A 26,626-nucleotide genomic window follows, 5' to 3' on the forward strand; every position below is an offset into this window, starting at 1 on the left:
CTCTGCACTCAGCAAGCTAGTGGCAGCCGCAAGCTAGATACAACCGCTGCTGAAAGCGCTATTGGTTTGCGCCGTCTGCGCCGGGCGTGTAGGCTCGCTCACGATGCCAGTGAGGCAACCTCGCAAATAGACCAAGGAGTAGCTGACCATGTTCGTGAGCAAGGTAATGCTCGATCAGTTAGCATATGAAATGGAGAAAAATAACCGCGAGATGGTGGTTATGCTCTTGAGCGATCTAAGGATAGATGCAAAAAACGTCCAAGGCACACACGCGGCTACACAACCTCCCCAAAACTGCAATCTCAATCAGCGCTACTGGCTCGACTGTGCCTGGAATGAGATGAAAACCAACTATAACGGAATCCCACACACGTTCGTCAATACGAACTGGGGCGTTCCTGCTGGTTTAGCAGCTGTCGATGCTAAAAACATTGCCATTCTATTACGCGATATCGGCGGATTCGGGACAAAAGCCCGGGTATCGGTGCGCAATGGTCAAGAATATTTAATACTTACCGGTTATCCAGGCCTCAGGAGAAAGTTAAAAGGAACACGCTATGGCGTTCGCAATGCGCAACTTCTGGAACTGGGCATAGGTAAATATGGCATTCGCGGATCGTCAATTCAAGGGTTCAAAATTTCGTGCTGGGTGGCCGTCGGGATTGAAGTAGCAGAGTGGGCATTCAACGATGAAGCTGTACTCACTGATCTTTTTGGGGGCATTGGGGTGGAACTGGTCAAGGCCGGAATCGCTACCACTGTGGGCTACGCCGCAGGGGTATTTGCAGGCACCCTCATAACCGCCGCAGCCGCACCCGTGGCAGCAGGGGCGATATTTGTTTTCATCGTTGGTTACGGCCTCAATGTGATAGACAACCATTACGGCATTAAAAACGCGGTCAAAGCTAGCCTGCGCCATGCCGTTACCCACTTCGAAAACATCCAAGCGCAAGTCACGAAAATTGACGTGGATGAAATAAAAGAAGAGGTGGAGCAAAGTATTGCAGACATGGCCGCACAAACTGCTGAATATCTCTACGACGAGGCAAAAAGGTGGGCCATTCGAAAAATACAGCCGGGCGAACTGAGATTCCCTCGCTTACCCTCCGGAGGCAATCTGCCAATGCTTAACAATTTTAAGATACCAAAAATTTGACGATATGAAAAAAAATCAAACCCACCGTCGCTCAGGCGACCCGTCGCCGCTAAAGATAAGGCTCACTGCGTTAATATTTATTCCCATGTCATTAGTCGCGTGCGGGCTGGCCTTATACTGGCTGAGCTATGACATTTTACCTCTATTCGGGCGAATTTATCGAGACGCCCCCATCGTGGAAACACCTTACTTAGGTTTTTTCTTATTAATGGGGCCACCTGGTCTACTTTATTTGATAGTCGCCTCAGCCCTTGCCGCTTGGAATGGGAAAAGATTTGACCCACCGCGAAACTCGAAGCTGTATCGATTCCAGTCACTCATGCTGGCTGTATCGATAAAAACTGCGGTATTTGTTGCACCCGCACTCATAGCCATAACCACCCTTACTTTAATGTGGCGCGACTACTCTCCATGCCCGAAGCTATTGATATCAGGCTCTGGATGGCAATTGTTCTGGGTCAACGATGATAAGGTCTGCTTCAAACCGGAATATTATATCAACGATCACTGGCCTTGCAAAAAAGAGAATGGTAAGGAAATCTGCGTACAGGCCGATGGGCGATAATCTAAGGGTATCCAGTCCATCCCGAGGCTGGGTACAAACTCCACGGCGACATTTGGCAGGTTGATGAACCACAACCTGATGTGGGAACCAGGCGGCAGTCCAGGCGCCCTCTTCACCCTAAGGGCACAAGGGCAAGGGTATTATGGACGCCGTGCAACTCGCCGTCACAAAGCTCCGTCGGCTGCTGGAGCATCACCACTGCGTAGCCGCTCGCAGCATCATGGCTGCAGACGCTGCGCAGTTTGATTGCACGGGCCGAAAACCAACATAACAAACGCCAGGTGTTCAATGCATCACTCGCCGCCCCTCGAGAACGTCCAATGTTCGCTACCCCACTAGGGTTCGCCTCCCTGAAGTTCAGGCTACTCGCCGCACTGACGCTCCTGATCTGCTCTGCCGTGGGCATATTCTCGAGCTATTGGCTAATTGCACACGTGCTGCCAATCTACGGACAGATCTGGCGCCAAGCCTCTGCCATTGAAGTGCCCTATATGGCTTTTGGTTTGCTCATGGCGCCGCCGGTCATGCTTGCGTGCGTTGTAGCGAGCGCATTCGCAATCTGCACTGGCAAAAAATTTGCACCGCCCGCCAAGTCGGGGCTTGCAAAGTTTGAGACCGGAATGATGAAAACTTCGGTTTACGCTTTAGTTGTAATTGCACCGTCCGCGGCCATTGCCACCACGCTGACACTCAACGCCCTGGACTATACAACGTGCCCACAATTGAGAAAATCTGGCTCGGCTTGGCAGACCTACTGGGTAAGCCACCCTGGTTTCTGTTTCGTGCCTGATAGTTACACAGAAAATGGATGGCCCTGCAAAATGGTAGATGGAAAAAAATTATGCCTTAACATGAATGAGTAACCACATTGCCAGCAGGCAGCGTTTGAAGCGGCTCTTGACCATGGCAGCATAGTTTTACGAGTTTGTCGAAGCGGTGATTCCGCCGGCCGCGAAACCGTTGAAAGACTGCGTCAACACGCCATTCGCGTGGGCACTGAGGATATGAAAAGATACGCAGAGGAGAAAATCACTAACTTAGCGGGTGAAATCGCGGACAACCTCTAAAACGAGGCCAAGCGCTGGGCGCTGCGAAAACTCCAACCGGGAGACCTCAATCTACCTGGTTGGCCGTCGATGCCTGAGCTACCCTCTATGCCTTCACTCCCGACTTTCAATCTGCCAAAGTTCTGATAATGACCACACATCAACCCTACGAGTTTCACGAACGCTCTCCCCACCTATTCCGTCTTGTGGCTTTTATCACCTGCCTGTTTACCATCGCTATGGGCCTGTTGTCGGGGTACTGGCTGATTAACGATGTGCTGCCATTATTCGGTAAGTTATTAAGCAACGCGCCCCTTGTGATTACGCCCTATCTGGGGTTTATGCTAATTGGCATGTGCACGGTTAGCCCCATACTGGTCATCACGACAGCCTATGCCTGTTGGCGCGCAAAGAAATTTGATCCACCCACCCATTCTCTCCTCTTCAAATTCCAATACTACTCGTACAAATTAACTCTGTGGTCAATGATCGGCATGGCGCCGGCAATTGCGATACTTGTGACACTTGGCTTATGGGGCAAGGGTTACACGCCCTGCCAAAAATTATTAATTTCGGGGTCGGCATGGAAAGTGTACTGGGTCAATGATGCACAGTATTGCTTCAAACCTGATTCTTACACCAGCGACAACCAACCTTGCAAGCGTGTAGGGGATAAGAATATTTGTCTACAGGCTGATGGGCAGCGATGATTACTCCGAATATGATAGGCACCATTTCCAATCAGAGCTGAACATGAACACTCAATCGCTAAAGCAGAAGTCACTGAAACTTCGGCTGATCATCGATAGCCTGAAAGCGCAAGATCCCGCTGCCCTGAAATTGAGCGTCGAACTTGAGCCGTTGATGACCGCGGCAGATCAGGAGTTGATTCGTACCCCGATGGAGTGGCGCGATATCCCGGGTCGCTACCTGTTTACCGAGGAAGGGCTGCGGAGATATAGAGAACTGGAACACGCTTTTGCGGAGTTTCGCATCGAATTGTCGGGCGGGGAGTCACCTACCCTGCGACGCCCGTGTTCGCGGGGCGAGCCCGCTCCCACACGGACCGCGCAAGCAGTGAGAACGCTCCAATGATCGTTAGCCCTCTAGGTATTGCCTCCTGAAATTCAGACTACTCGCCACGCTGACGCTTCTGATCTGCTCTGCCGTGGGCATATTTTCGGCCTATTGGCTAATTGCACATGTGCTGCCAATCTACGGACAGATCTGGCGCCAAGCCTCTGCCATTGAAGTGCCCTATATGGCTTTTGGTTTGCTCATGGCGCCGCCGGTCATGCTTGCGTGCGTTATAGCGAGCGCATTCGCAATCTGCACTGGCAAAAAATTTGCACCGCCGGCCAAGTCGGGGCTTGCAAAGTTTGAGGCTGGAATGATGAAAACGTCGGTTTACGCTTTAGTTCTAATTGCACCGTCCGCGGCCATTGCCACCACGCTGACACTCAACGCCCTGGACTATACAACGTGCCCACAATTGAGAAAATCTGGCTCGGCTTGGCAGACCTACTGGGTAAGCCACCCCGGTTTCTGTTTCGTGCCTGATAGTTACACAGAAAATGGATGGCCCTGCAAAATGGTAGATGGAAAAAATTATGCCTTAACACGTGCAAGGTCTGTCGCTGAGCCAGGCGGGCTTGATACGTGGCAATTCGGGTGCATCGGGCTGCAACGTGTAATCTATGCGCTGCTGCAACTGAGCTGACCATCCAGGGAGCAGGTTGCCGTAGCGCTCTGCGTAAGCGCTGAGGGTTGCATCCGGGCTTCTCAAGTCGATCATGCCTGCTCCTTGCCGTGTCTGGTCATGGTCCAGAAGCGAAGTGTCCAGGCTATCTGGCGCCTTGGCAACGATGCCAGCGGGCACCTGGCCATAGCAAAATGAAACTCAGCAAGGAACGCTGCAAGCACGTGAAAAACCATCCTGAACTGCACATCAGATCGCCCATCCTGTTCAGGCTAACAGCCATTGGCCTCGGTCTTTGCATGTTCGGTGTAGGCGCAATTGCGCTCAACGCGCTCTGGGAGGCGCTCATTCCGCTCTACGGTCGTCTTTACCGGAATGCGCCAGTCGTTGAGACGCCCCTCATGGCCTTTCTAGCGATCTCCGCGATCCCGGTCACTCCCGTGATAGTCGTGACAAGCGCGTACTGCGTCTGGACTGGCCGCAAGTTCGACCCGCCGGTGAAATCATGGCTGTATGCGTTCCAGTTGCGCTCCTATCAGCTGACGCTGGCGATGATGTGCGCTGCCCCTGTAATCATGGCTGTAACCTGCGCCACGCTGCTGGCCAAGGACTACTGGTCTTGCCCCAAACTACGGATCTCCGGCTCCGGATGGCAAATGTTCTGGGTGAACGATGAGTGCATGTGCTTCACGCCCGATTCCTACATCAACGACCACTGGCCGTGCAAAGTCGTCGGGAACAAGAACATTTGCGCTCAGGTGGACGGTAGGTAGCAATTCCACCACCTGCCGCTGAACGCAAAGCGGGTCTTACTACCCTGTGGGAGCGGCTTCAGCCGCGAAGCAAGCGACGCGGTGGATGGCACCGGCTTTGCCGGTGTTCGCGGCTGAAGCTGCTCCCACAAGGACCGCGGATCTTTACGGTTTTGAGGGAGGCGGTCACTCGGAGATAGTCGCTGCATGCGCCGTATTTCGTCGCATTGCCATCATTGGATGGCCGGGAATAAAGCGCCGCGAGTGGGATTTCACACCACCAGAAATGCGACCTGCTTCACCTTTTGATAAAGATTTTCTGATCTTTTTTTGAGACCGTTTGCTTCGCCTTGAACTCCTTACCTATGGGGCCAAACCCCTATTTTACGCGCCCAAAACGGTCGCGCAATATCATTGAGGCATCATTGCGCTGCATCACAAACCGGGAAAAAATTGCGCCCCTCGCAGGAACTTCTTTCCCTAGCGAGGTGCCCTACACGGCATTACTGGCAACACGATATTCATGTGCCAGCACCGAGATTCAAGTCCACGCCACCGGCGTATCAGGACGATTCAAAAAGGCTCATGGACGATGTACCGATGACACAGACGTTCGATGTCGAAGCACTGATCCGGCTGCGCAGCCAAACGCGGGCGATTGCCGATGCGCTCAAAGCGCAGGCGTCGGATTACCTCGCTACCATGGCGCCGCTGATTCGTCCGCAGACGCTGTTTGGCGAATACCTGCAGGGCGCCCAGCGCAGTAGTGGGCGTGAAACCCAGGGTCACTTCCAGTCGCTTATCGAACTCTACGAGCGCATCGGCTCAGCCGCGCCGTTCCAGCTGGTCAGCGAGCTGGAAGTGCCGCTCAACCTCATCAGCACCACCCCCGAACTGTTCCCCCTGGAATACGACAAGGCCCTCGTCCCGAGCGGCCAGGTCATCCGCATCACCAGCCCGGTGCGCTGGGTGGTGGGTTTCCAGGGCTTCGAGCTGGCGCGCTTTCGCACGGTCATCAACGACCCCAACCGCAGCAGCGCCGAGCTGTACCGCTTCGTGGTGCACTACCTGGTGCTGTTCTACTGCCTGAGCAAGTCGCCGGGCCTCGGCCGGCTGTTCGAAGGCCTGCGCTTCGGCTTGAGCTTCGAGCGCCTCAAGGGCCTGGGCGACCTGCCCTTCTGCGTCATCAGCTCGCCGGTGCGTTCGGAACTTCCGGACGATTCGGTCATCCGTAGCAGCACGCAAATCGCCGGTAACACCAGCTTCGAAGAGCTGGTGGGCCGCGACAACATTCTGGAAATGAACGACGAAATCCGTCAGCGCCTGCTGGCGACGATCGAAGGTCTGTAACGCGCAGGGCCGGGCAACCGGCCGTGCAATGATTCGCAGCGAACTGCTCGCACTGGAGAACACGATGGCGAAGAAGGAAAGTACCCAGCACAAACTCGACCGCGTTCGCGCGCCCCGGGTCCATATCACCTACGACGTGGACATCGGCGATGCGCTCGAGAAAAAAGAGCTGCCCTTTGTCGTCGGCGTGCTGGGCGACTTCTCCGGCAACCCGCTGGAGCCTTTGCCCAAGCTCAAGGACCGCAAATTCGTGTTCATCGACCGCGACAACTTCAACGGCGTGCTCAAGGGCATCAAGCCGCGCCTGACCTACCGCGTCGACAACACCCTGGCCAAAAACGGCACCCAGCTGGGCGTGGAGCTCAACTTCAACGCCCTGGAAGACTTCGAGCCGCAAAACGTGGTCAAGCAGGTCGAGCCGCTGCGCAAGCTGCTGGAAGTGCGTAACAAGCTGGCCGACCTGCGCAACAAGATGGGCGGCAACGACAAGCTCGAAGAGCTGCTGATGGACGTGCTGCAGAACACCGAAAAACTGAAAACCCTGGGCAAGGAATTCGGTCGCGAAGCCGCCGCCCCCGCCAACGACGGCAAAGAGTAAGCAGGAGCCAGACGATGACCGACAAGCAAACATTGCCACAACAGGACGCTGACCTGGTCGAAGTGGAAAGCTTCGCGCCGCAGGCCTCGCTGCTCGACAGCATCATTTCGCAAAGCCGTGTGGCCCGCTCCGACACCGAGCGCAACCGCACCCGCGACCTCATCGGTGAGCTGGTCAACCAGGTGCTCGAAGGCGAAATGACCCCGAGCAAAGACTTGATCGCCGTGCTCGACGCGCGCATCGCCGAGATCGACTCGATGCTCTCCGAGCAGATGAACGAGATCATGCACGCCCGTGAGTTCCAGCAGCTGGAAGCCTCCTGGCGCGGCCTGAAGTACCAGGTCGACCAGACCGAGACCAGCACCACGCTGAAGATTCACCTGCTCAACGCTTCGAAGAAGGACCTGGTACGCGACCTCAAGGCCGCCAGCGAATTCGACCAGAGCGCGCTGTTCAAGAAGGTCTACGAAGAAGAGTACGGCACCTTCGGTGGCGCGCCGTTCGGCATGCTGATCGGTGACTACGAGTTCAACCGCAACCCCGAAGACATGTACCTACTCGAAGAGATCTCGCACGTGGCCGCTGCGGCCCACGCGCCGTTCATTTCGGCCGCCTCGCCTGAGCTGTTTGGGTGGGACTCGTTCACCGACATGTCCGGCCCGCGCGACCTGGCGAAAATCTTCGACACCGTCGAATACGCCAAGTGGAAGTCGTTCCGCGCCTCGGAAGACTCGCGCTATGTCGGCCTCACCCTGCCGCACGTGCTCGGCCGCCTGCCGTATGGCCCCGATACCACCCCGGTGGAAGAATTCAACTTCGTCGAGAGCGTCGACGGCCGTGACCACAACAAGTACCTGTGGATGAACGCCGCCTACGCCCTGGGCACCCGTGTCACCGACGCCTTCGCCCGCTACGGCTGGTGCGTGGCGATCCGCGGGGTGGAGGGTGGCGGCCTGGTCGAAGGCCTGCCGACCCACACCTTCAAGACCGACGACGGCGAAATCGCCCTCAAGTGCCCGACCGAAATCGCCATCACCGACCGCCGCGAAAAAGAGCTGTCGGACCTTGGCTTTATCCCGCTGGTGCATTGCAAGGGCACCGACTACGCCGCGTTCTTCGGCACCCAGTCGGCGCAGAAGCAAAAGCAGTACAACACCGACATCGCCAATGCCAACGCACGCCTGTCGGCGCAGCTGCAGTACATCTTCGCCACCTCGCGCATCGCCCATTACATGAAGGCGATCATGCGCGACAAGATCGGCAGCTTCGCCTCACGCATGGATGTCGAGCGCTTCCTCAACCAGTGGCTGGCCAGCTACGTGCTGCTCGACGACACCGCCAGCCAGGAAGCCAAGGCCAAGTTCCCGCTGCGCGAAGCGCGCGCCGAGGTGTTCGAGGTGCCGGGCAAGCCTGGCGTGTACAAGGCCGTGACCTACCTGCGCCCGCACTACCAGCTGGACGAACTGACCGCCTCGCTGCGCCTGGTAGCCGAACTGCCACAAGGCGCGCGCGGCTGAGCCGGCCTACGTGTTCAAGGATGACACATGAGTAATCAGGCCCGCTTGCTGCCCTCGCTGCTCGACCGACTGCTGGACGACCGTCCATACCAGTCGGCCGAGCCCGCCTTGCAGCGCACCTGTTCGCTGGCCGAGTACAAGGCCAGCATCGTCCGCGACCTGGAGGTGCTGGTGAACACTCGCCAGTCCCTGGTCGCCGAAGAGCTCGACGGCTTCAGCCAGCTGGGTGGGTCCATCCTTGAATACGGCATGCCCGACTTCATCAGCCGCAGCGTGCTCGACCCGCATGACCGCCGCCTGATCCAGCAACAGCTGGAGCGGGCGATCAGCACGGGTGACCGGCGTTTCCGCCGGGTGCGCGTGCAGCTGTTGGCCCAGCAGAACGGCCATCGCATGTTGACCTTCCGCGTGGACGCCGTGTTGCGTCTGCAGGACATCAGCCGCCAGGTGTCGTTCGATGCCGTGCTGCAGGTCAACACCCAGGAATACAAAGTGCAGAACCTCAACTGATGCTCGACGAACTGCTGCCCTACTACGAAAAGGAACTGTCGCACCTGCGCTTCCTCGGCCAGGAGTTTGCTGCGCAGTACCCGAAAATCGCCTCGCGGCTGCTGATCGAGGGTGACAACTGCGAAGACCCGCATACCGAGCGGCTGATCGAGGCGTTTTCGTTCCTGTCGGCGCGCGTGCATAAAAAGCTCGATGACGAGTTCCCCGAAATCGTCGAGTCGTTCCTTGAGGTGCTGTATCCGCACTACCTGCGCCCTACTCCGTCGATGTCGATCGCCGAGCTGAGCCTGGGCAAGCACGAAAAAGTTACCGAAGCCTATTGCGTGGCTCGGCATACCGAGATGCACGCCAATGCCGTCGAAGGCGTGGTGTGCAAGTTCCGCACCTGCTACCCGGTGGAGCTATGGCCGATCGCAGTGCAACAGGCGTCGTTCGGTGAGATGGAGCGTTCGGCGTTCAATGGCCACAGTGCTGACCTGGTGGCGCGCCTGCGCATCCGCCTGCAAGCCACCGGTGATGCCCTGTTCGGCCAGATGGAACTTGATCGTTTGCGCTTCTTCCTCGATGGCGAAGCGACGCTCATGCACCAACTGTACGAGCTGTTGTTCAACAACCTGGCCAAAGCCACGCTCAGCTTCCAGGATGAAGGCCGCAACCGCGAAGTCGCGCTGCCGGCCGATGCCTTGAAGGCCGTGGGCTATGCCCGCGACGAGGGCCTGGTGGACTATTCCGAGCGCTCGTTCCTGGGCTACCGCCTGCTGCACGAGTACTTCACGTTCCCCGACAAATTCATGTTCTTCGACCTTTGCGGGTTTGCCCGCATCCTGCAGGGCAAGGCCATCGAGCAGGTCGAGATCAACTTCTATTTCAACGACTACGACCTCAGCGAGCGCCTGTCGCGGTTGACCCAGAACATCGGCCGCAACAACTTCAAGCTCAACTGCACGCCGATCATCAACCTGTTCCGCCAACAGGCCGAGCCGATCAAGCTCACCCATACCCAGCACGAGTACCCGGTCACCCCGGACATTCGCCTGCACAACGCCGCCGAGGTGGTGTCGATCGACCGCGTGCGCCGCGTGCGCAAACTGGGCGGTATCGACCACGTCGGCACCTGCCAGCCGTTTTTCGAACCGCGTGGCGAGCAAGACCCGCACAACAGCTACTGGATCGCCCGCCGGCGCAACCAGGGCGATGCCACCGCCATGAGCATCCGCGTGGTCGACCGCGACCTGGAGCTGATCGACGGCAACAGCGACACCCTCAGCATCAGCCTCACCTGCAGCAACCGCGATGTACCGCTGATGCTGCCGTTCGGCGGCGAGCGTGGCGACTTCAACATCCCGGCCAACTCGGTGATCAAGGACATCCGCTGCCTGCGCAAACCCACCGCCACGGTGCGCGTCCCGCTGGGCAAGGGCCTGATCTGGCGGCTGATTGCGCACCTGTCGCTCAACCACCTGTCACTGGTCAGCCAGGGCCGCGAAGTGCTGCTCGAACTGCTGTCGCTGTACAACTACCGCAACGTGTCGGCCATCCGCAAACAGATCAACGGCATCAAGGCGATCAGCAGCGAACCGGTGGTGGCACGCATCGGCCACCCGCGGCCGAACTTCGTACGCGGCGTGGGCATCACCCTGACCTTCGACGAAAGCCAGTTCACCGGCAGCGGCGTGTTCCTGTTCGGCATGGTGCTGGACCACTTCTTCGGCCAGTACTGCTCGATGAACAGCTTCACCCAATTGACCTTGCGCACCCACCAACGAGAAAAGAGAGTCGTCCAATGGCCAGCCCGTACTGGCGATCAGCCCCTGGTCTGATCGATCAAGCCAGAGCCGAGCCGCACCGATTCGAATTCTTTCAATTGGTGCGCTTGCTCCGCCTGCATTACAGCCGCACCGGGCGCATGGACCTGGCAACCCGGCCGCACGAAGACCCGCTGCGTTTTCGCAGCCAGTTGTCGTTGGCGTTCCCGGCCAGTGAAGTCAGCGAACTGCACTTCGAACGTGAAGGCAAGGTGTCGACGGCCGGCCTGCCGCTGTCGGAAGTGCAGGTGACCTTCATGGGCCTGGTCGGGCCGTCGGGTGTGCTGCCGCGGCCATACACCGAGCTGCTGCTGGAACGCCACGTGCAGTACCGCGACGATGCCGCCCATGCGTTCCTGGACATCTTCTCGCACCGCATGACCACGCTGTTCTACGAAGCCTGGCAAAAGTACAAGTTCCACATCGAGCACGAGCGCAACGGCACCTCGGGTTTCGATGGCTACCTGCTCAACCTCGTCGGGCTGGGCCCGCGTGCGCAGCAATTGAAGTTCGAGCAGCCGCAACCTGTGCTGCGCCGCGAACTGTTCAGCTACTTTGCCGGGCTGCTCAGCCAGAAGCCGCGCAACGCGCTCAACCTGGAGCGCATGCTGGGCTTCTATTTCGGCTTGCCGATCCAGGTCAAGCAGTTCGCCGGCCGCTGGCTCAAGCTGCAGCCCGAGCAGTGCACTCAGCTTGGCCGCAAGAACGCCCAGCTCGGCCACAGCGCCGTAGCCGGCAACCGCGTGTGGGATTACCAGTCGTGCATCCGCATCGACCTGGGCCCCTTGGCCCTGGCCGATTACCAGCGTTTTCAACCGGGCACCGAGTGCTACAACAAGCTGGTTGAGCTGGTGCGCTTCTATATAGGTGCCGAGCTGGACTTCGAAATTGCCCCTCGCCTCAAGCGCGAGGCCGTGCCGCGCGCCCAGCTGGGCCGCAGCGGCAATGTCGCGCTGGGCTGGCTGGGCTGGCTCAAACGCCCTGGCCGTGACGCGGAGCCTTCGCGTTGCGCCGTCTTCCACATTCCTTACGATGGGGTCGCCTTGTGAACCTGAAGTCTCTGTTCGCCAAGCTCAACGAAACCAGCCGCACGGCCACTGAAAGCGCGGCGGCCCTGTGCCTGTCGGAGCACCACTATGACGTCGAGGTCGAGCACCTGCTGCTGCAACTGCTCGACAACAGCGACAGCGACCTGCCGGTGATCCTGCGCCACTACGATGTGGTGGCCGAGCGTCTGCAGGCGCAACTGGTCACCGCCCTGGGCACCTTCAAAAAGGGCAACACCCGCACGCCAGCGCTGTCGCCGCACATCACCCGCATGATCGAACAGGCCTGGGTGCTGGCCTCGATCGAGTACGGTGTCGGCCAGGTGCGCAGCGCCCATCTGCTGCAAGCGTTGCTCGACGACGCCGAACTGCGCCGTGTGGTAATCGCCTCTGCACCGGAGCTGGAAAAGGTCAACGCCGACGACCTGCGCCTGAACCTGGCGGTACTGGTCGAAGGCAGCGCCGAATCGAAGCTGGCAAGCCCCTTGGCCAGCCCAGCTGCGCCGGTGACCGGCGCTGGCAAGGTAGGTGGCAAGACCCCTGCCCTGGACCAGTACACCGTCAACCTCACGCAAAGCGCCCGGGACGGCCGTATCGACCCGGTGCTCGGCCGCGAGTTCGAAGTGCGGCAGATGGTCGATATCCTCACCCGCCGCCGCCAGAACAACCCGATCCTGACCGGTGAAGCCGGGGTCGGCAAAACCGCTGTGGTCGAAGGCCTGGCCCTGCGCATCGCCCAGGGCGATGTACCGGCGGTGCTCAAGGACGTGGCCCTGCACACCCTCGACCTGGGCCTGCTGCAAGCCGGCGCCGGGGTAAAAGGCGAGTTCGAAAACCGCCTGAAGGCGGTGATCGAAGAGGTCAAGCGCAGCCTGCACCCGATCATCCTGTTCATCGACGAAGCCCACACCCTGATCGGCTCGGGTGGCCAAGCCGGGCAGAACGATGCCGCCAACCTGCTCAAGCCAGCCCTGGCCCGTGGCGAGTTGCGCACCATCGCCGCCACCACCTGGGCCGAGTACAAGAAGTACTTCGAGAAAGACGCCGCCCTCGCCCGCCGCTTTCAGGTGGTCAAAGTCGAAGAGCCTGACGAAGACAAGGCCATTTACATGCTGCGCGGCCTGCTCGGCAAGATGCGCGAACACCACAAGGTGGCGGTGATGGACGAAGCGCTGGTACAGGCTGTGCGCCTGTCCAACCGCTACATCACTGGCCGCCAGCTGCCGGACAAGGCAGTCAGCGTGCTCGACACCGCCTGCGCGCGCATCGCCCTGGCGCAATCGTCGCAGCCAGGTGCATTGGAAGACAGCCGCCGCCACATCGACAACCTGCAGGCCGAAATCGCCGTGCTCGACCACGAAGCCGGCAAAGGCCACGACCATGCTCGCCGCCTGGCCGAGCTGCAGGCCGCCCTGCAGGCCGAGCAGGCCCAGGAACAGCGCCTGGCCGCCCAATGGCAGCAAGAGCTGGAACTGGTCGAGCAGCTCAAGGCCCTGGACAGCGCCAAGCAGGCCGATGCCGAACAACTCAACGCCCTGCGCGCCGAACTCAGCACTGTGCAAGGCGACCAGCCACTGGTGCACGCCTTGGTCGATGCCGGCGCCATCGCCCAAGTGATCAGCGGCTGGACCGGCATCCCCCTGGGCAAGATGCTGCGTGACGAGATCGACACCGTGCAGCGCCTGCCAGCCCTGCTCGGCGAACGGGTGCTGGGCCAGGACCACGCCCTGCACGAGATCGGCAAGCGCATCAAGATTTCCCGCGCCCGCATGGAAGACCCGAACAAACCGATCGGCGTGTTCCTGCTGCTCGGCCCCAGCGGCGTCGGCAAGACCGAAACCGCGCTGGCCCTGGCCGACACCTTGTACGGCGGCGAGCGCAACCTGATCACCATCAACATGTCCGAGTATCAGGAAGCCCACACCGTGTCGAGCCTCAAGGGCTCGCCGCCCGGCTACGTCGGTTACGGCGAAGGCGGCGTGCTGACTGAGGCCGTGCGCCGCAAGCCGTACAGCGTGGTGTTGCTGGACGAGGTGGAAAAGGCCCACCCCGACGTGCTCGAGCTGTTCTTCCAGGTGTTCGACAAGGGCGTGCTGGACGACGGCGAAGGCCGTGAGATCAACTTCCGCAACACGGTGATCATCCTTACCTCCAACACCGGCACCGAACGCATCATGCACACCTGCCTGAACGCTGAAACGCTGCCCACGCCGGAGGCTATCGTCGAAGGCCTGCGCGATGAGCTCAACCGAGTGTTCAAGCCGGCCTTCCTCGGCCGCCTGAGCATCGTGCCGTTCTACCCGGTACAGGACCAGATCCTCGAGCGCATCGTCGCGCTCAAGCTCGACCGCATCGCCAAGCGTTTTGCCCGTAACCATCAGGCTGAACTCAGCTACGGCGATGCGCTGGTCAAGGCCATTGCAGCGCGTTGCACCGAGGTCGACAGCGGCGCGCGCAACATCGACAACATCCTGTCGCGCACCTTGATGCCCGAGCTGGCCCAGCACGTGCTCGAGCGCATGGCGCAGGACGCACCGATCGAACGCCTGACGATCGAGCTGGGCAGCGATGGCGATTTCGCCTATCGCCTGGCCTGAATCAGTACCTGGAGGTTTAGCCGTCATGCAACGCAGCCACACCACACTCAAGCGCCTCAGCGCTGTCGCCCTGCTGCTGGCACTCGCCGGCTGCGGGGTCACCGACCGCATCGGCAAGCGCATGGACGACAGCTGGGCCGCTGACATGCTGGCCGACAGCGAGAAGGTCATCCTGACCTCCGATGGCGGCAACCAGCTCAACCCCGATGCCGAGGGCAAACCGTTGTCGGTGGTGTTGCGTGTTTACCAGCTCACCGACCTCGAACGCTTTGCTGCCAGCGATGCCGACACCCTCTGGGATGCCCCGGAAAAAGCCCTGGGCAACACCCTGGTGGAGGCCCGCGAGCTCACCCTGCTGCCGGGCATCGGCCAGGTCGACCAGTGGCCGCTGGCCAAAAGCGCCCGTTACGTCGGTATGGCTGCCTTCTTCCGCGACGACCAGGATGCCCGCTGGAAGGTTGCCTTCGACGCCAACTCGCTGCGCAAGGACGGCATCTGGTTCTCCTCCGATGGCCTGCGCATTCTCGTCGACAAGACGGCAATCACCGCCGTGCGTGGCGTGGACGTGCTGAACAAGCCGCCCACCGCCGAGCAAGTGGCGGCCGCCCAGGCCAAGGACGCCGCACCGACCATCAGCGACAAGGTGCAAGACGCGGTGATCGACAAGGCCACGGACGCTGCCGGCCAGTCGGCGCGAAACGCCATGGATTCAAAATTCAACTCTTTAGTGGATAGCGTCAAATGAGCAAGCAGAGCCGAGTGATGTGGTCAGAAGGCATGTTCCTGCTGCCCCAGCACTTCCAATACCAGGATGAGTTCCACCAGCACCAGCTGGCCGAAGCGACGCTGCGCGGCACCCCGTTCCATTGGGGCGTGCAGGCGTTGCAGGTGGACGAGGATGCCCTGGCCAACGGTTCGCTGCAGCTCAAGCGCCTGAAACTGGTGTTCCCCGACGGCAGCCTGTACGACGCACCGCAGCACGACCCGCTGCCGGCCGCACGCGACCTCAAGGACCTGCTCAAGGCCAACGACCTGAAGGTTTATGCCGCACTCAAACTGCCCGAGCCCTTCGGCCTCAACTATGTCGAGGATGGCCAGGAGCACAAGGCTGCGCGGCGCTTTCGCAAACAGTTCGATACCCTGCCCGACCTCAACGAAGGCGAGCTGGAAAACGAAATCACCAGCCTGCGGCTGAACGTGGTGCTGCTGGTGGACGGCGACAGCCTTGATGGCTACAGCCATTGCCCGTTGGCCAAGCTGACGCGCAACAGCATGGGCGGTTTCAACCTCGACCCGCATTTCGTTCATCCCACCCTGCACCTGGGCAGCCACGATACCTTGGCCGGCATCGGCAAGCGCCTGCTCGGTGCCCTGCAGGCCAAGAGCAAGGCTCTGTCGGGCCGGCGCCGAGAACGCGCCGACCAGATCGCCGAATTCGGCTCCAGTGACGTGACCCTGTTCTGGCTGTTGAACACCGTCAACCGTGCCCACCCACAACTGGCCCACTTGCTGGCCCACCCGCGCCTGCACCCGGAGCGCCTGTACCTGTTCCTGGCGGACCTGGCCGGCGGCTTGCTGACCTTTACCCTGGACACCCAGCTGAGCGATGTGCCCGATTACGACCACCACGACCCGGCGGCCTCATTGGTCAAGCTCGACGAAATGATCCGGGTGATGCTCGACAACGTCGTGCCCAACCAGTGCATCGTCATCAACCTCACGCAGACCAAACCGTCGTACTGGCAAGGGCAACTGCGCGACCCGCGCCTGGCCGAAGCCGACTTCTATATCTCGGTACACGCCGACATGCCCGGTGCCAGCCTGCTGGAACTGGTGCCGCGAGCGTTCAAGGTCGGCTCGCCGGAAGACATCGAGGTGGTGGTCAACAGCGCCATGCCGGGGGTCACCCTCAACCATGCCGCACGGCTGCCCAACGCCATTCCGGTGCGCCTGGACAACCAGTACTTCGCCATCGAGCCACACGGCAATGTCTACGAGCGAATGATGAACGCCCAGACCATCTGCTTCTACGCGCCCAGCGCCTTTACCAACCTCAAGCTTGAACTGATGGCGGTGCTCAAATGACCGAAGCCGTATTGCAGCAAGGCGCCGTTGCGGCCGCCGACGACAAACCAAAGCTCAAGGACCTGGTCCAGGACTTCATCAGCATGGCGCTGATCGTGCGCCGCGGCCGCCAGGTCACTTCGGTGCAGGCCTTCGAAGGCAGCGTAGAGCGCTTCTTCGCCAACCTGGAGCGCGATGCCCGTGCCGCCAACTACAGCGTCGAGCAGGTCAAGGACACCCAATACGCGCTGTGCGCGTTCCTCGACGAAAGCGTGCTGCGCTCGGGCGATAGCGAGCTGCGCCGGCACTTCGAACTACAGCCGCTGCAGTTCCGCTACTTCGGGGTGCACCTGGCCGGTGAAGGCTTCTTCGAGAAGGTCGACGCCCTGCGCGCCGACGTGAAACAGAACCTCGATGTGCTGGAGGTGTACCACCTGTGCCTGGCCCTGGGCTTCGAAGGCAAGTTCAGCCTCGGCCAGAAAGACCAGCTGCGTTACCTGGCCAATTCCCTGGGTCAGGACATCGCGCGCTACCGCAAGGCGCCCAAGGCCCTGTCGCCCGACTGGGCCCTGCCCGACCAGGTGTCGCAGATGCTGCGCCACGAGGTGCCGCTGTGGGTGTACCTGGTGTTGATTGCGCTGGTCTGCGTTGCGGTGTACCTGACGCTCGACTGGTTGCTCGACAAGGACGTCGCCGCCCTTTCCGAACAAATCCGCCAGCTGTTCAGTGCCTGAGCCCATTTCAGGTAGCCGAGTCAGGAAGACATGAAAACATTACTGCGTCTGTTGAAGAGTTTCTGGATTCTCCTGCCACTGCTATGGCTGGTGAGCTTGTTGATTTGCTGGCTGGTAGCCCCACTGGTGCCGTGGCTGCGCCACCACGTGCCTGAAGCGTTGGCCATTATCAGTGCCTGCTTCTTGCTGGTGATCGTGCTGCGCCAGTACCAACGCATCCGCGCCGAACAGAACCTGGAAAACCTGCTGCAGCTTGAGGTCGACCGCTCGTGGAACGCCACGGGCGAGTTCCGCGACCAGCAAGTGTTGCGCGAGCGCCTCAAGCACGCCATCGCCATGCTGCGCACCGACCGCTCCGCCGGCGGTGGTGGCAAGGCGGCGCTGTCGGACCTGCCCTGGTACCTGGTGATCGGCATGTCGGCCGCCGGCAAAACCTCCCTGCTGACCCACTCGGGGCTGTCGGCGAGCATTGCGACGGCCAACGACAGCGAAAGCGGCACCCAGCACTGCGACTGGTACTTCAGCCCCGACGCGGTGATGATCGACACGGCGGGCCGCTACCTGCGCGACGACCAGTCTGCCAGCGAGTTCTCGGCCTTCTTGCGCATGTTGCGCAAGCAACGCGGCAAGGCAGCGATCAACGGCCTGGTACTGGTGGTCAGCCTGCCCGAGTTGCTGGCGGCCAACAGCGACGAGCGTAACGCCCTGGCTGCACAACTGGTGACGCGGGTCGAGGAATACGCCGAGTGCCTGGGTACCAACCCGCCGATCTACCTGATGCTCAGCAAGACCGACCAACTGCCAGGCTTCAACCAGGCATTCGAAGGCCTCGACCTGCACCAGCGCCAGCAGCCACTGGGCATGACCTTTGGCCTGTCGGAGATCCGCAACAACGGTTTGCACAGCGTCATCAGTGCGCGCCTGACGAACCTGCAGAGCCACATTCGTCAGCATGTTGATGCGCAGATGGCCAGCCTGGGCGCCGATGCCGACAGCACCCTGGTCAACTTCCCGCAATACTTCGCTGCACTCAATGGCGTGCTCGAGCAGTTTCTCGAACACTTCACGCGCAGCCAGCACGGCAGCGCCCCGCTGCTGCTGCGCGGCCTGTACTTCACCAGTGCACTGCAGACCGAACAGCAGTTGGGCCACGTCTATGAAGACGCGATCGCCGACAGCTTTGCCCTGCAAGCGGCCTATGATGATGGCGCGCAGGCCAATGGCAAGGCGCCGGGCAACCGCAGCTACTTCATTACCGACACCTTCCGCCAGGTGATTTTCCCCGACCGCGACCTGATCCTTTACCAGTCGCGCCTGGGCCGCCAGGCCGCGTTCAGCCCGCTGCTGCTGGGCCTGGCCGCTGCCGCCGGGGTAGCGTTCATCGGCTGGCAGGCGCTGTCGTTCGCCAACAACCGCCAGTGGCTGGACAGCCTGCGTGGGCAACTGGCCGAGATCGAGCAATCGGCTGACCGCGAACAACTGCTGGCAGCCGGCAAAGGCCTGGAAGTGCTGCGCGGGCAGATGGCGACGGTCGAAGCTCACCGGCTGCAGGGGGTGCCGCTGCAGCTGAGCGCCGGCCTGTACCATGGCGAAGCGATCCACCAGGTCGCCCGCGCTGCTTACCTGGCGCAACTGCGCAGCCAGGCACTGGAGCCGATTGCCCGCAATCTGCAGGTACAGATGCGTGCCTTCAACACCTTTGCCAGCGGTATCAATCAGGAACTGGAATTCACCCCGGCACCCAAGAGCCGCAATGGCAAGCCACTGGCGCCACGCCTGGCGGCCAAGGCCCAGGCCGCGCTGAACAAGTCCCGCGCCGGCGCCTACGCCGCCAAGGTCAACCTGGCGACCGCCAGTGATGCTGCCGAGCTGTCCGCAACCACCGGCGGCCTGTCGCTCTCCGAAGAGATGCTTGGGCGCCTGGATGAGCAACAGGTCGCGTCGATCATCGAGGCCTACAACACCCTCAAGCTGTACCTGCTGCTGACTGAGCCGCAGGCCCACGCGGACGCCGCCTTCGTTGCCGCCAGCCTGCCACAGGCCTGGGCCGCTGCCGCTTCCGAAGGTACACCTGCAGACGAAGGGGTTATCAGCGAGAACGCACCGCTGTACGTGCAACTGCTCGAACAGGGCCAGGCCCCGTCGCTGCCACGCAACGCACAATTGATTGACGAAACCCGGCAGAACCTCAAAGCATTCATGATTTCCAGCTCGCTGGTCGACCGTGAATACCTGCGCCTGCAGCTGGAGTCGAGCCGCCAGTTCCCGGCCCTGAGCCTCAACGACCTGGTGCCGATGCCAGGCCGCACGCTGCTGTACAGCTCGGCGGGCGTGCCGGCGATCTACACCCGCCAGGGCTGGGACACCTTCGTCAAGCCTGAACTGATCAAGCTGGTGTCGGCCAACCTGCGCAACGATACCGATTGGGTACTCGACGGTGAAGGCGGCGATGCCATCGTGCAGAAGGCCAACTTCGTGCGCGAGTTCATGACCCGCTACAAGCGTGACTACACACAGGCCTGGTACAAGATGGTCAACAGCGTCGGCGTGCGCCACTTCGCCGACCTGGCTTCGGCCACCGAGCACCTGGGGCTACTCAGCGACGTACAGAACTCGCCGGTGAAAAACCTGCTGGCCGCGGTCAATGACAACACCCAGTGGGACCTGCCGACACAGCGGGAAGCCACGCCTACGGGCAATGCCCGCGTGGACGGTTTCTGGAGCAAGGTCAGCGGCCTGCTCGACGACGCCAAGGACACCGTCCCGGACGCCGTGGCGCCGAGCCTGCCAGCGGTCGACGACGGCAGCCTGGCCAAACGCTTCGAACCGGTGGCGCGAGTGTTTGCCGCCAACAACGCCGAAGGTGCCGACAGCACCATCATGGACCGCTACCTGGCCGCCCTGCGCAAGCTCAAGGTGCGCATGAACAACATCCAGCGCTCGCAGGACGTCGGCAAAGGCAGCAAGCTGCTGATCAGCGAAACCCTGGAAGGCCAGCCGAGCGAAGTGACCACCGTGCGCAACTACGTGGAAACCAGCGTCGACACCAGCCAGGATGGTCTGTCGCGCTCGCTGCAGGGGCTGTTCAGCCTGCCGATCCAGTACGCCTGGGAAACCCTGCGCGACCCGGCCGGCCAACAGATTGCCAAGGCCTGGGCACAGCAGATCGCCAAGCCCTGGGAGCAGGTCATGGCGCACCGCTACCCGATCGCCACCGGCAGCCGCAACGAGGCGTCGGTCAAAGACCTGCAGCGCTTCGTCGACCCCGACAGCGGTCTGCTGCCGACCTTCAAGCGCAATGAAATCGGCAACCTCTCCGGCGGTGAAGGCCTGGGCCTGAGCAACGGCAAGGCGCCGGCCCTGGTCAACCCTGGCATGCTCAACAGCATCGACAAGGCCAGCGCTGTGGGCCAGGTGATCGCCAGCCTGTCGGACCGCGACAACGGCTTCGAAATCATGCTCGAGCCGTCGGCCAACTTCACCGACATCGTGTTTACCCTCGACGGCCAGGAACAGCACTACCGCAACGGCCGCAGCAGCTGGAATCGCTTCGCCTGGCCGGGCACCAGCAACGCACCGGGCGCACGCCTGGACGTGGTGACACTGAGCGGCGCACGCCTCAACGTGTTCGACTTCCCGGGCCGCTGGGGGCTGCTGCGCATGAACGAAAGCGCGCGGGTGGACGACCTCGACGGCATCCAGCAACGCTTTAGCTGGAACACGGCCAATGGCCGCGTCAGCCTGGTGGTGCGCAACTTCGGCGGCGTCAAGCTGACCGACCTGGGCGACGTCAAGGCCTTGAGCGCGCTGAACGGCGCCGGCAGGGGCGCACAATGATCGGTTGCTTCGGCAAGCTCCCGTCGAGCGCGGACTTCGTCAGCCTGCATGGCGCGGCGGAGGAAGTCTGCGAGTTCGACGCCTGGCTGCAGGCCTCGCTGGCGGCGATGCGCCACCGCGAGGACTGGCAGGCGTTGTTCGACGCGCTGCCGATGTGTTTCTTCAGTTACCGCGCGCGCAATGGCAACCGGTTGCTGGGCGGCCTGCTCAGCTCCCGCGATGCCAGCCAGCGGCGCTACCCGTTTTTCATCTTCCAGGTGCTCAAGGGCCAGGAGGGTGAGGCGCTGCTCAACCCGTTCACCCTGGGTGAGCTGTTCAGCGCACAGATCAAGCCGCTGCTGCACCAGGCGGTGCAAGGCACCGAGCCCGCTGCCGTGTTCGAGCGCATCAAGGCCTTGCGCCCCTTACAGGCCCAAGACCTTGACCTGTTCCGCCGGGTGCACGCCAAGTTTCTCCACGATTTCAGCTTTGCCGACGTTGCCAGGGCGCTGCACGGTTCCTGGCCCACCTTTGACGGCGCTACCGCGCTGGCACGCTTGCAGCTTGCACACGCGTCGCTGCACAGCGACTTCGAGGGCGCTATCGAGTTGCCTCTACCCGCCGAGCGTGGTCTGAAAAACCCGACCGCCGACCTGTGGCTGACCTGGCTCACGCGCATGAGCGGGCGCCAAGGTGCGCCGGCGGTCAGCCTGCTGGCAGACGACTTCATGCACCCACGGCTGCTGTGCTTCCCATCGCGCCATGCCAATACGGCCTATCGCCTGCTCAGCGGCACTGCCGATGCCCGCCAGCACCTGGAACTGCTCAGCCCCTTGGCGCAACCGGCCCGCGCACACGATTACGACCGACCTCTTGAACACGTCATCGACCAGTTCGTCGATACGCTGGATGCGACGCCTGTATGAACAAGATCAAGTACTACTGCCTGCGCTACCAACCCTACCTGCTGGGGCTGGCCTTCTTCCTGGCGATTTTCGTGGTCTGGGCCATTGGCCGGGCCCTGGGCTTCGCCTCGCTGCACAGCCTGCTGGCGGGCATCGGTGTGTTCCTGCTGCTGTCGGCGGGCTATGTCCTGCTGCTGTACCGCGGCGCCGGCCAGCACCACAACCTCGAGGCGTTGCTGCGTGATGACGCCGACCAGGCCGTGCTCAACGCCACCCCGGCCGACCGCGAGGAGGTCAGCCTGCTGCGCGAGCGGCTGCTGCAGAGCATCGAGCGCCTGCACAGCAACAAGCCACGTGGCACGCCAGCCAAAGACGCCCTCTACGCCCTGCCCTGGTACCTGGTGGTGGGCCAGCCCGCCGCTGGCAAGAGCACCATGATCCTGCAATCGGGGCTGAACTTCCCCTATGCCGAGCGTGAAGGCGCACGGGTCGCAGGCCTGGGTGGCACACGCAACTGCGATTGGTTCTTCAGCTCCGAAGCCGTGCTGCTGGACACCGCCGGGCGCTACATGAACAGCCCTGAAGAAGCCGGCAAATGGCGCGGTTTCCTGCAGCTGTTGCGCCAGCATCGCCAGCGCCGCCCGCTCAATGGCTTGATCGTCAGCGTCAGCATCGCCGACATCCTGCACGGCTCGGCCGACGATCAGGAGCGCGTGGCCAAGCGCTTGCGTGAGCGCATTCAGGAAAGCTGCGCGTTGCTCGAAGTGCGCCTGCCGATCTACCTGGTGTTCACCAAGTCCGACCTGATCCCGGGCTTCACCCCCTTCTATCGCCAGCTGGACGACGCTGCACGTGGCGAGGTAATGGGCAAGACCTTCTCGCACAAAGGCTTCGAGCAGGCCGACTGGGGCCAGCGCTTTGGCAAGGCCATGGACGAGCTGACCGGTTACTGGCAGCAGGTCGCGAGCCAACAGCTGGTGCAGCAGGACATCCAGGTCACCCGGCAGAACGACGCGGCCTACCGCTTCCCGCTGGAGCTGGCCGCGCTCAAACCGCGCCTGCAACGGTTCGTTGACAGCCTGCTGCGCGCCAACCCGTACCAGAATGCCGAGCTGCTGCGTGGTTTCTACTTCACCGCCGCGCTGGAAGCCGACGAGGCCCAGTGGGGCAGCCACGGTGAGCATGTGGCCGAGCGCTTTGCCCTGGCCCATGGCGAGGGTGCCGCCCAGGTCGGTAGCCAGCCGGCGCCGCTGTTCATCAACAGCCTGTTCCGCAAGGTGATCATCCCCGATCAGCACCTGGTGGCGCTGTACACCAGCAACCGCCGCGAGCGCCGGCGCAAGGCTGCCTGGGTGGGGGCCGCCAGCCTGGCGGGCTTGCTGCTGTGCAGCTTGTGGGGCTGGTCCTATTTCAACAACCGCGCCACGCTCGGCAGTATCGCCGGCGAGCTGGCCCAGGCCAAACGCGATGACCAGGCCAACCCCGGGCAGTACGCCGCCTGGCACAGCCTGGACCGCCTGCGCTTCTGGGCTGCGCACTACTACCAGCAACACCACGAGCAGGCCGTGCCACTGGGTATGCGTCTGGGTCTGTACCAGGGCCATGCGGTCGAGCCGGTGCTGCGCACTCGCTACTTCGCCACCCTGCAGAACGTGATGCTCAAGCCCACGGCGGACAACCTCACCCGCACGCTGTACCTGCTGACCACGCTCAAGGTGTACCAACGCAATACCCGCGAGCTGCAACCGGTCACCGGCGTGGACAGCGTCGAGGCCGAGGCCCTGCCCCACGACAACCGCGCCCAGTCGATCGCCGATTTCGGCAAGGCAGCCCTGGACACCTACGTGATGCTGTCGCCGGCGCAGCGGGAAAAGGCCGACCCGGCGTTCCTCAAGGCGCGCCTGCCAGACTACTGGTACCCCGCCATCGCCCGTCACACCGGCAAGAACATGGTCGCCGCCGGCAGCGACAACACCGCCAGCCAGGACTACCAGTACGCCAGCCGGCAGATCGTGTTCTACAGCGACCAGATTCGCGAACCGGACGTGCCGCGCATTCTCGACAATGCGTTCTTGATGTCCAGCTCGCGCAACTACATCAACAGCCTGCTGACCCAGTCGCTGCGCTCGATCGAGACCATCACGCTGGAGTCCGACACCCTGTTCGCCTTCGCCCGTGCCGACTTCCAGAGCCTCAAAAGCGAAGGCCAGAGCCAGCTGAGCGCGATCGCCAACAAGCTGCTGAACACACCGAACATCGGCAAGATCATCATTTCTGGCCATGCCGACCAACTGGGTGACGCGCAGGGCAATTTGCAGGTTTCCCGGCAACGGGCGCAAACCATCCGCACCTACCTGGTCGGCAAGGGTGTGCCTGCCGAGCTGGTAACCGCCCAAGGCGAAGGCAGCCGCAAGCCGCTGGTCAATTGCGACATGCAGCAAGCACGGGCACAGCTTATCAAGTGCCTGGAGCCCAACCGGCGGGTAGAAATCGAAGTGCGTGGGCTCAACTGAGGCCGCGCCGCAAGAACCGGCCAGCCGGGCCTCACAGGAGGAGGCCCGGCTGGCGGCAAGCTACCTCTGCTGACGCCGTCAGAGAGGTCAACACGAAGGGACGCATGAGCGACCTTTAATTGATGTTAATGGAGAGTTTCACAATGGCATTTGACGCGTATATCCAAATCGACGGCATCCCGGGCGAAGTTCTGGATGAAAAACACAAGGACTGGATCGAAGTGCTGGGCTACGAGTACGGCGCCACTCAGGCCACTTCGGCTACTGCAAGCTCCTCGGGCGGTGCGTCCTCCGAGCGCGTGGCGCTGAGCGACTTCAAGATCCGCAAGGCAGTCGACAAGGCTTCGGCCAAACTGTTCGAACACTGCTGCACCGGCAAGCACATCGCCAAGCTGAAGCTGAACGTCAACCGTGCCGGTGGTGACAAGGTCACCTACCTGACCATCGACATGGAAGAAGTGGTGGTGTCGTCGGTCAAGTTCGTGGCCGGTGGCAACCAGGGCGGTGAAGACAAGGCGGTCAGCGACCTGCCGATCGAAGAAATCAGCTTCAACTTTGCCCGTATCAAGACCACCTACACCCAGCAGAACCGTACCGACGGCCAGGCTGGTGGCAACATCGTCGGTGGCTGGGACCGCACCGCGAACAAAGTGTTCGCCTAAGCACTGGCTTGGCATGGGCCGCACATGCGGCCCATATCCTGCGGCGTGCCGGGGCTTCCGGCACGTTGCTTCCCCCCTGATCAGAGTGCTTTATGCCTGAATTCCTCAACGACCTTTCGCTGGCCGAGCTGGCCGCGCCGATCGACGGTGGCAGCGGCGAAGACTTGAGCTTCTCTGCCTTGTTCGACCAGATCAAGGAGGCGCGCCGGGCAGACCCTGACTACCTGACCCAGGGCGACTGGCAAACCGACTTGAAGACTGCCGACTGGGAAAAAGTCATCAACCTCTCGGCCCAGGGGCTTGCACAGCAGAGCAAGGACCTGATGCTGGTCGCCTGGCTCAACGAAGGCCTGGCCCAGCGTGACCATTTCGAAGGCATCACCTTCGGCCTCACCCTGACCGAACGGATCCTGGAAACCTTCTGGAGCACCGCCTACCCGTCGCTCGAAGATGGCCTGGATGAGCGTGCCGCACGGTTGTCCTGGCTCAAGACCACGCTCACCGACATTACCGGTGGCTTGCCCATTACCCAAGGGCAGAATTTCGGCGTGCTGCGTTACGACGAATCACGCCATGTAGAAAACCTCGCGTTGCAAAACCCCAAGGCGATGCAGACCGCGCTCAATGAAGGCAAGATCAACGCCGAGATCTTCCAGCGTTCGGTGGTACTCAGCGATAGCGATTACCTGCGCAGCAAAGCCTTGCAGATTACCGCCAGCCTGCAGGCCTGCCAGCGCCTGCAAGCGACCACCGACCGCCTGTTCGGCGCCGAAGCGCCCAGCTTCGCCAGCCTCGCCGACATGCTGTCGCGCGCCAGCCAGCTGGCAGAGAAACTGCTCAAGGACCGCGGTATCGAGCTGCACCCTGCAGCCGCTGCGCCGTCAGAACCTGTTGCAACCCCCAGCGCTGCGCCCACCGAGCCAGGAGAAGCGATGAACAGCCCCGTCCAGGCTGCGGCCCCCGCAGCGATGCGCACCACGCCACTGACCCGTGACGAAGCCTTCACCATGCTCGCGGGCATTGCCCAGTTCTTCAAGCAGAGCGAGCCGCAAAGCCCGGTACCCTACCTGATCGAACGCGCCATCAAGTGGGGCAACATGCCGCTGGAAGGCTGGCTGAGCGATGTGATCAAGGACAGCAACGTGGTCGATAACATCCGCGATGTGCTGGGGACGCGCGAACAGCGGTCTTGATGACTGCCGATGCTGCCTGGGGCTGAGCGGCGCCGCGATGCGCCGCTGCCCACGCCATTTCAAATGCTGTTAACTTGAGTGTCCCCACCGCCAAGGAC

The 26,626-nt window shown here is 61.5% G+C and carries 22 protein-coding genes; all 22 read left to right on the forward strand.

Features of this window, described 5'->3' with window-relative positions; genetic code table 11:
• The first annotated feature begins 148 nt into the window (after positions 1-148).
• The 22 genes from L6D80_RS21890 to tssA all read left to right on the forward strand — a co-directional run bounded on the left by L6D80_RS21890 (position 149) and on the right by tssA (position 26,528).
• A complete protein-coding gene (locus tag L6D80_RS21890; protein ID WP_176516750.1) occupies positions 149-1,156 on the forward strand; it encodes a hypothetical protein in 1,008 nt (335 codons plus the stop codon).
• A 4-nt stretch (positions 1,157-1,160) separates the two neighbouring features.
• Positions 1,161-1,721: a hypothetical protein gene (locus L6D80_RS21895; RefSeq protein WP_176516752.1), complete on the forward strand. Its 561-nt coding sequence runs from the start codon at positions 1,161-1,163 to the stop codon at positions 1,719-1,721.
• Positions 1,722-2,041: 320 nt separating this feature from the next.
• The gene (locus tag L6D80_RS21900; RefSeq protein WP_176516754.1) at positions 2,042-2,584 is read left to right on the forward strand and encodes a hypothetical protein; all 543 of its coding nucleotides are present in this window, start codon (positions 2,042-2,044) and stop codon (positions 2,582-2,584) included.
• 332 nt (positions 2,585-2,916) lie between these two features.
• Positions 2,917-3,477, forward strand: a complete 561-nt coding sequence (locus L6D80_RS21905) for an ABC transporter permease family protein (RefSeq protein ID WP_176516756.1) — start codon at positions 2,917-2,919, stop codon at positions 3,475-3,477.
• Positions 3,478-3,520: 43 nt separating this feature from the next.
• Positions 3,521-3,862, forward strand: a complete 342-nt coding sequence (locus L6D80_RS21910; protein ID WP_176516758.1) for a hypothetical protein — start codon at positions 3,521-3,523, stop codon at positions 3,860-3,862.
• Between the two features lie 166 nt (positions 3,863-4,028).
• On the forward strand, positions 4,029-4,487 hold the full coding sequence (locus tag L6D80_RS30400; RefSeq protein ID WP_176516760.1) for a hypothetical protein: 459 nt from the start codon (positions 4,029-4,031) through the stop codon (positions 4,485-4,487).
• A gap of 203 nt (positions 4,488-4,690) precedes the next feature.
• Complete coding sequence (locus tag L6D80_RS21920) at positions 4,691-5,239, forward strand: hypothetical protein (protein WP_176516798.1); 549 nt, start codon at positions 4,691-4,693, stop codon at positions 5,237-5,239.
• Between the two features lie 579 nt (positions 5,240-5,818).
• On the forward strand, positions 5,819-6,568 hold the full coding sequence (locus L6D80_RS21925; protein WP_176516761.1) for a hypothetical protein: 750 nt from the start codon (positions 5,819-5,821) through the stop codon (positions 6,566-6,568).
• Positions 6,569-6,632: 64 nt separating this feature from the next.
• Positions 6,633-7,166, forward strand: a complete 534-nt coding sequence (gene tssB / locus L6D80_RS21930; RefSeq protein WP_176516769.1) for a type VI secretion system contractile sheath small subunit — start codon at positions 6,633-6,635, stop codon at positions 7,164-7,166.
• Between the two features lie 14 nt (positions 7,167-7,180).
• The gene (gene tssC / locus L6D80_RS21935; RefSeq protein ID WP_176516771.1) at positions 7,181-8,683 is read left to right on the forward strand and encodes a type VI secretion system contractile sheath large subunit; all 1,503 of its coding nucleotides are present in this window, start codon (positions 7,181-7,183) and stop codon (positions 8,681-8,683) included.
• 27 nt (positions 8,684-8,710) lie between these two features.
• On the forward strand, positions 8,711-9,193 hold the full coding sequence (tssE, locus tag L6D80_RS21940) for a type VI secretion system baseplate subunit TssE (protein ID WP_176516773.1): 483 nt from the start codon (positions 8,711-8,713) through the stop codon (positions 9,191-9,193).
• Complete coding sequence (gene tssF, locus L6D80_RS21945; RefSeq protein WP_176516781.1) at positions 9,193-11,013, forward strand: type VI secretion system baseplate subunit TssF; 1,821 nt, start codon at positions 9,193-9,195, stop codon at positions 11,011-11,013. Before tssE ends, tssF begins: the two co-directional genes overlap by 1 nt.
• Positions 10,977-12,047, forward strand: a complete 1,071-nt coding sequence (gene tssG, locus L6D80_RS21950) for a type VI secretion system baseplate subunit TssG (protein WP_176516783.1) — start codon at positions 10,977-10,979, stop codon at positions 12,045-12,047. The genes tssF and tssG overlap by 37 nt, the downstream gene beginning before the upstream one ends.
• Complete coding sequence (gene tssH, locus L6D80_RS21955; protein WP_176516785.1) at positions 12,044-14,641, forward strand: type VI secretion system ATPase TssH; 2,598 nt, start codon at positions 12,044-12,046, stop codon at positions 14,639-14,641. Before tssG ends, tssH begins: the two co-directional genes overlap by 4 nt.
• A 25-nt stretch (positions 14,642-14,666) precedes the next feature.
• A complete protein-coding gene (gene tssJ, locus L6D80_RS21960; protein WP_176516787.1) occupies positions 14,667-15,386 on the forward strand; it encodes a type VI secretion system lipoprotein TssJ in 720 nt (239 codons plus the stop codon).
• On the forward strand, positions 15,383-16,726 hold the full coding sequence (gene tssK, locus L6D80_RS21965; RefSeq protein WP_054901377.1) for a type VI secretion system baseplate subunit TssK: 1,344 nt from the start codon (positions 15,383-15,385) through the stop codon (positions 16,724-16,726). The genes tssJ and tssK overlap by 4 nt, the downstream gene beginning before the upstream one ends.
• Complete coding sequence (gene icmH / locus L6D80_RS21970) at positions 16,723-17,439, forward strand: type IVB secretion system protein IcmH/DotU (RefSeq protein ID WP_054901378.1); 717 nt, start codon at positions 16,723-16,725, stop codon at positions 17,437-17,439. The genes tssK and icmH overlap by 4 nt, the downstream gene beginning before the upstream one ends.
• A gap of 30 nt (positions 17,440-17,469) precedes the next feature.
• Positions 17,470-21,276 carry a type VI secretion protein IcmF/TssM N-terminal domain-containing protein gene (locus tag L6D80_RS21975; protein WP_176516789.1) on the forward strand — a complete coding sequence of 1,269 codons (3,807 nt, stop codon included), beginning with the start codon at positions 17,470-17,472 and terminating at the stop codon, positions 21,274-21,276.
• Complete coding sequence (gene tagF / locus L6D80_RS21980) at positions 21,273-22,181, forward strand: type VI secretion system-associated protein TagF (RefSeq protein WP_054901380.1); 909 nt, start codon at positions 21,273-21,275, stop codon at positions 22,179-22,181. Before L6D80_RS21975 ends, tagF begins: the two co-directional genes overlap by 4 nt.
• Complete coding sequence (gene tssM / locus L6D80_RS21985) at positions 22,178-24,673, forward strand: type VI secretion system membrane subunit TssM (RefSeq protein WP_054901381.1); 2,496 nt, start codon at positions 22,178-22,180, stop codon at positions 24,671-24,673. Before tagF ends, tssM begins: the two co-directional genes overlap by 4 nt.
• Before the next feature lie 143 nt (positions 24,674-24,816).
• A complete protein-coding gene (locus L6D80_RS21990) occupies positions 24,817-25,335 on the forward strand; it encodes an Hcp family type VI secretion system effector (protein WP_085679560.1) in 519 nt (172 codons plus the stop codon).
• A 92-nt stretch (positions 25,336-25,427) separates the two neighbouring features.
• Positions 25,428-26,528, forward strand: coding sequence for a type VI secretion system protein TssA (gene tssA / locus L6D80_RS21995; RefSeq protein ID WP_176516796.1), 1,101 nt, complete (start codon positions 25,428-25,430; stop codon positions 26,526-26,528).
• Positions 26,529-26,626 lie beyond the last annotated feature (98 nt).

The organism is Pseudomonas ceruminis (genome assembly GCF_021602025.1).
In the GTDB taxonomy this organism is placed as follows: domain Bacteria; phylum Pseudomonadota; class Gammaproteobacteria; order Pseudomonadales; family Pseudomonadaceae; genus Aquipseudomonas; species Aquipseudomonas ceruminis.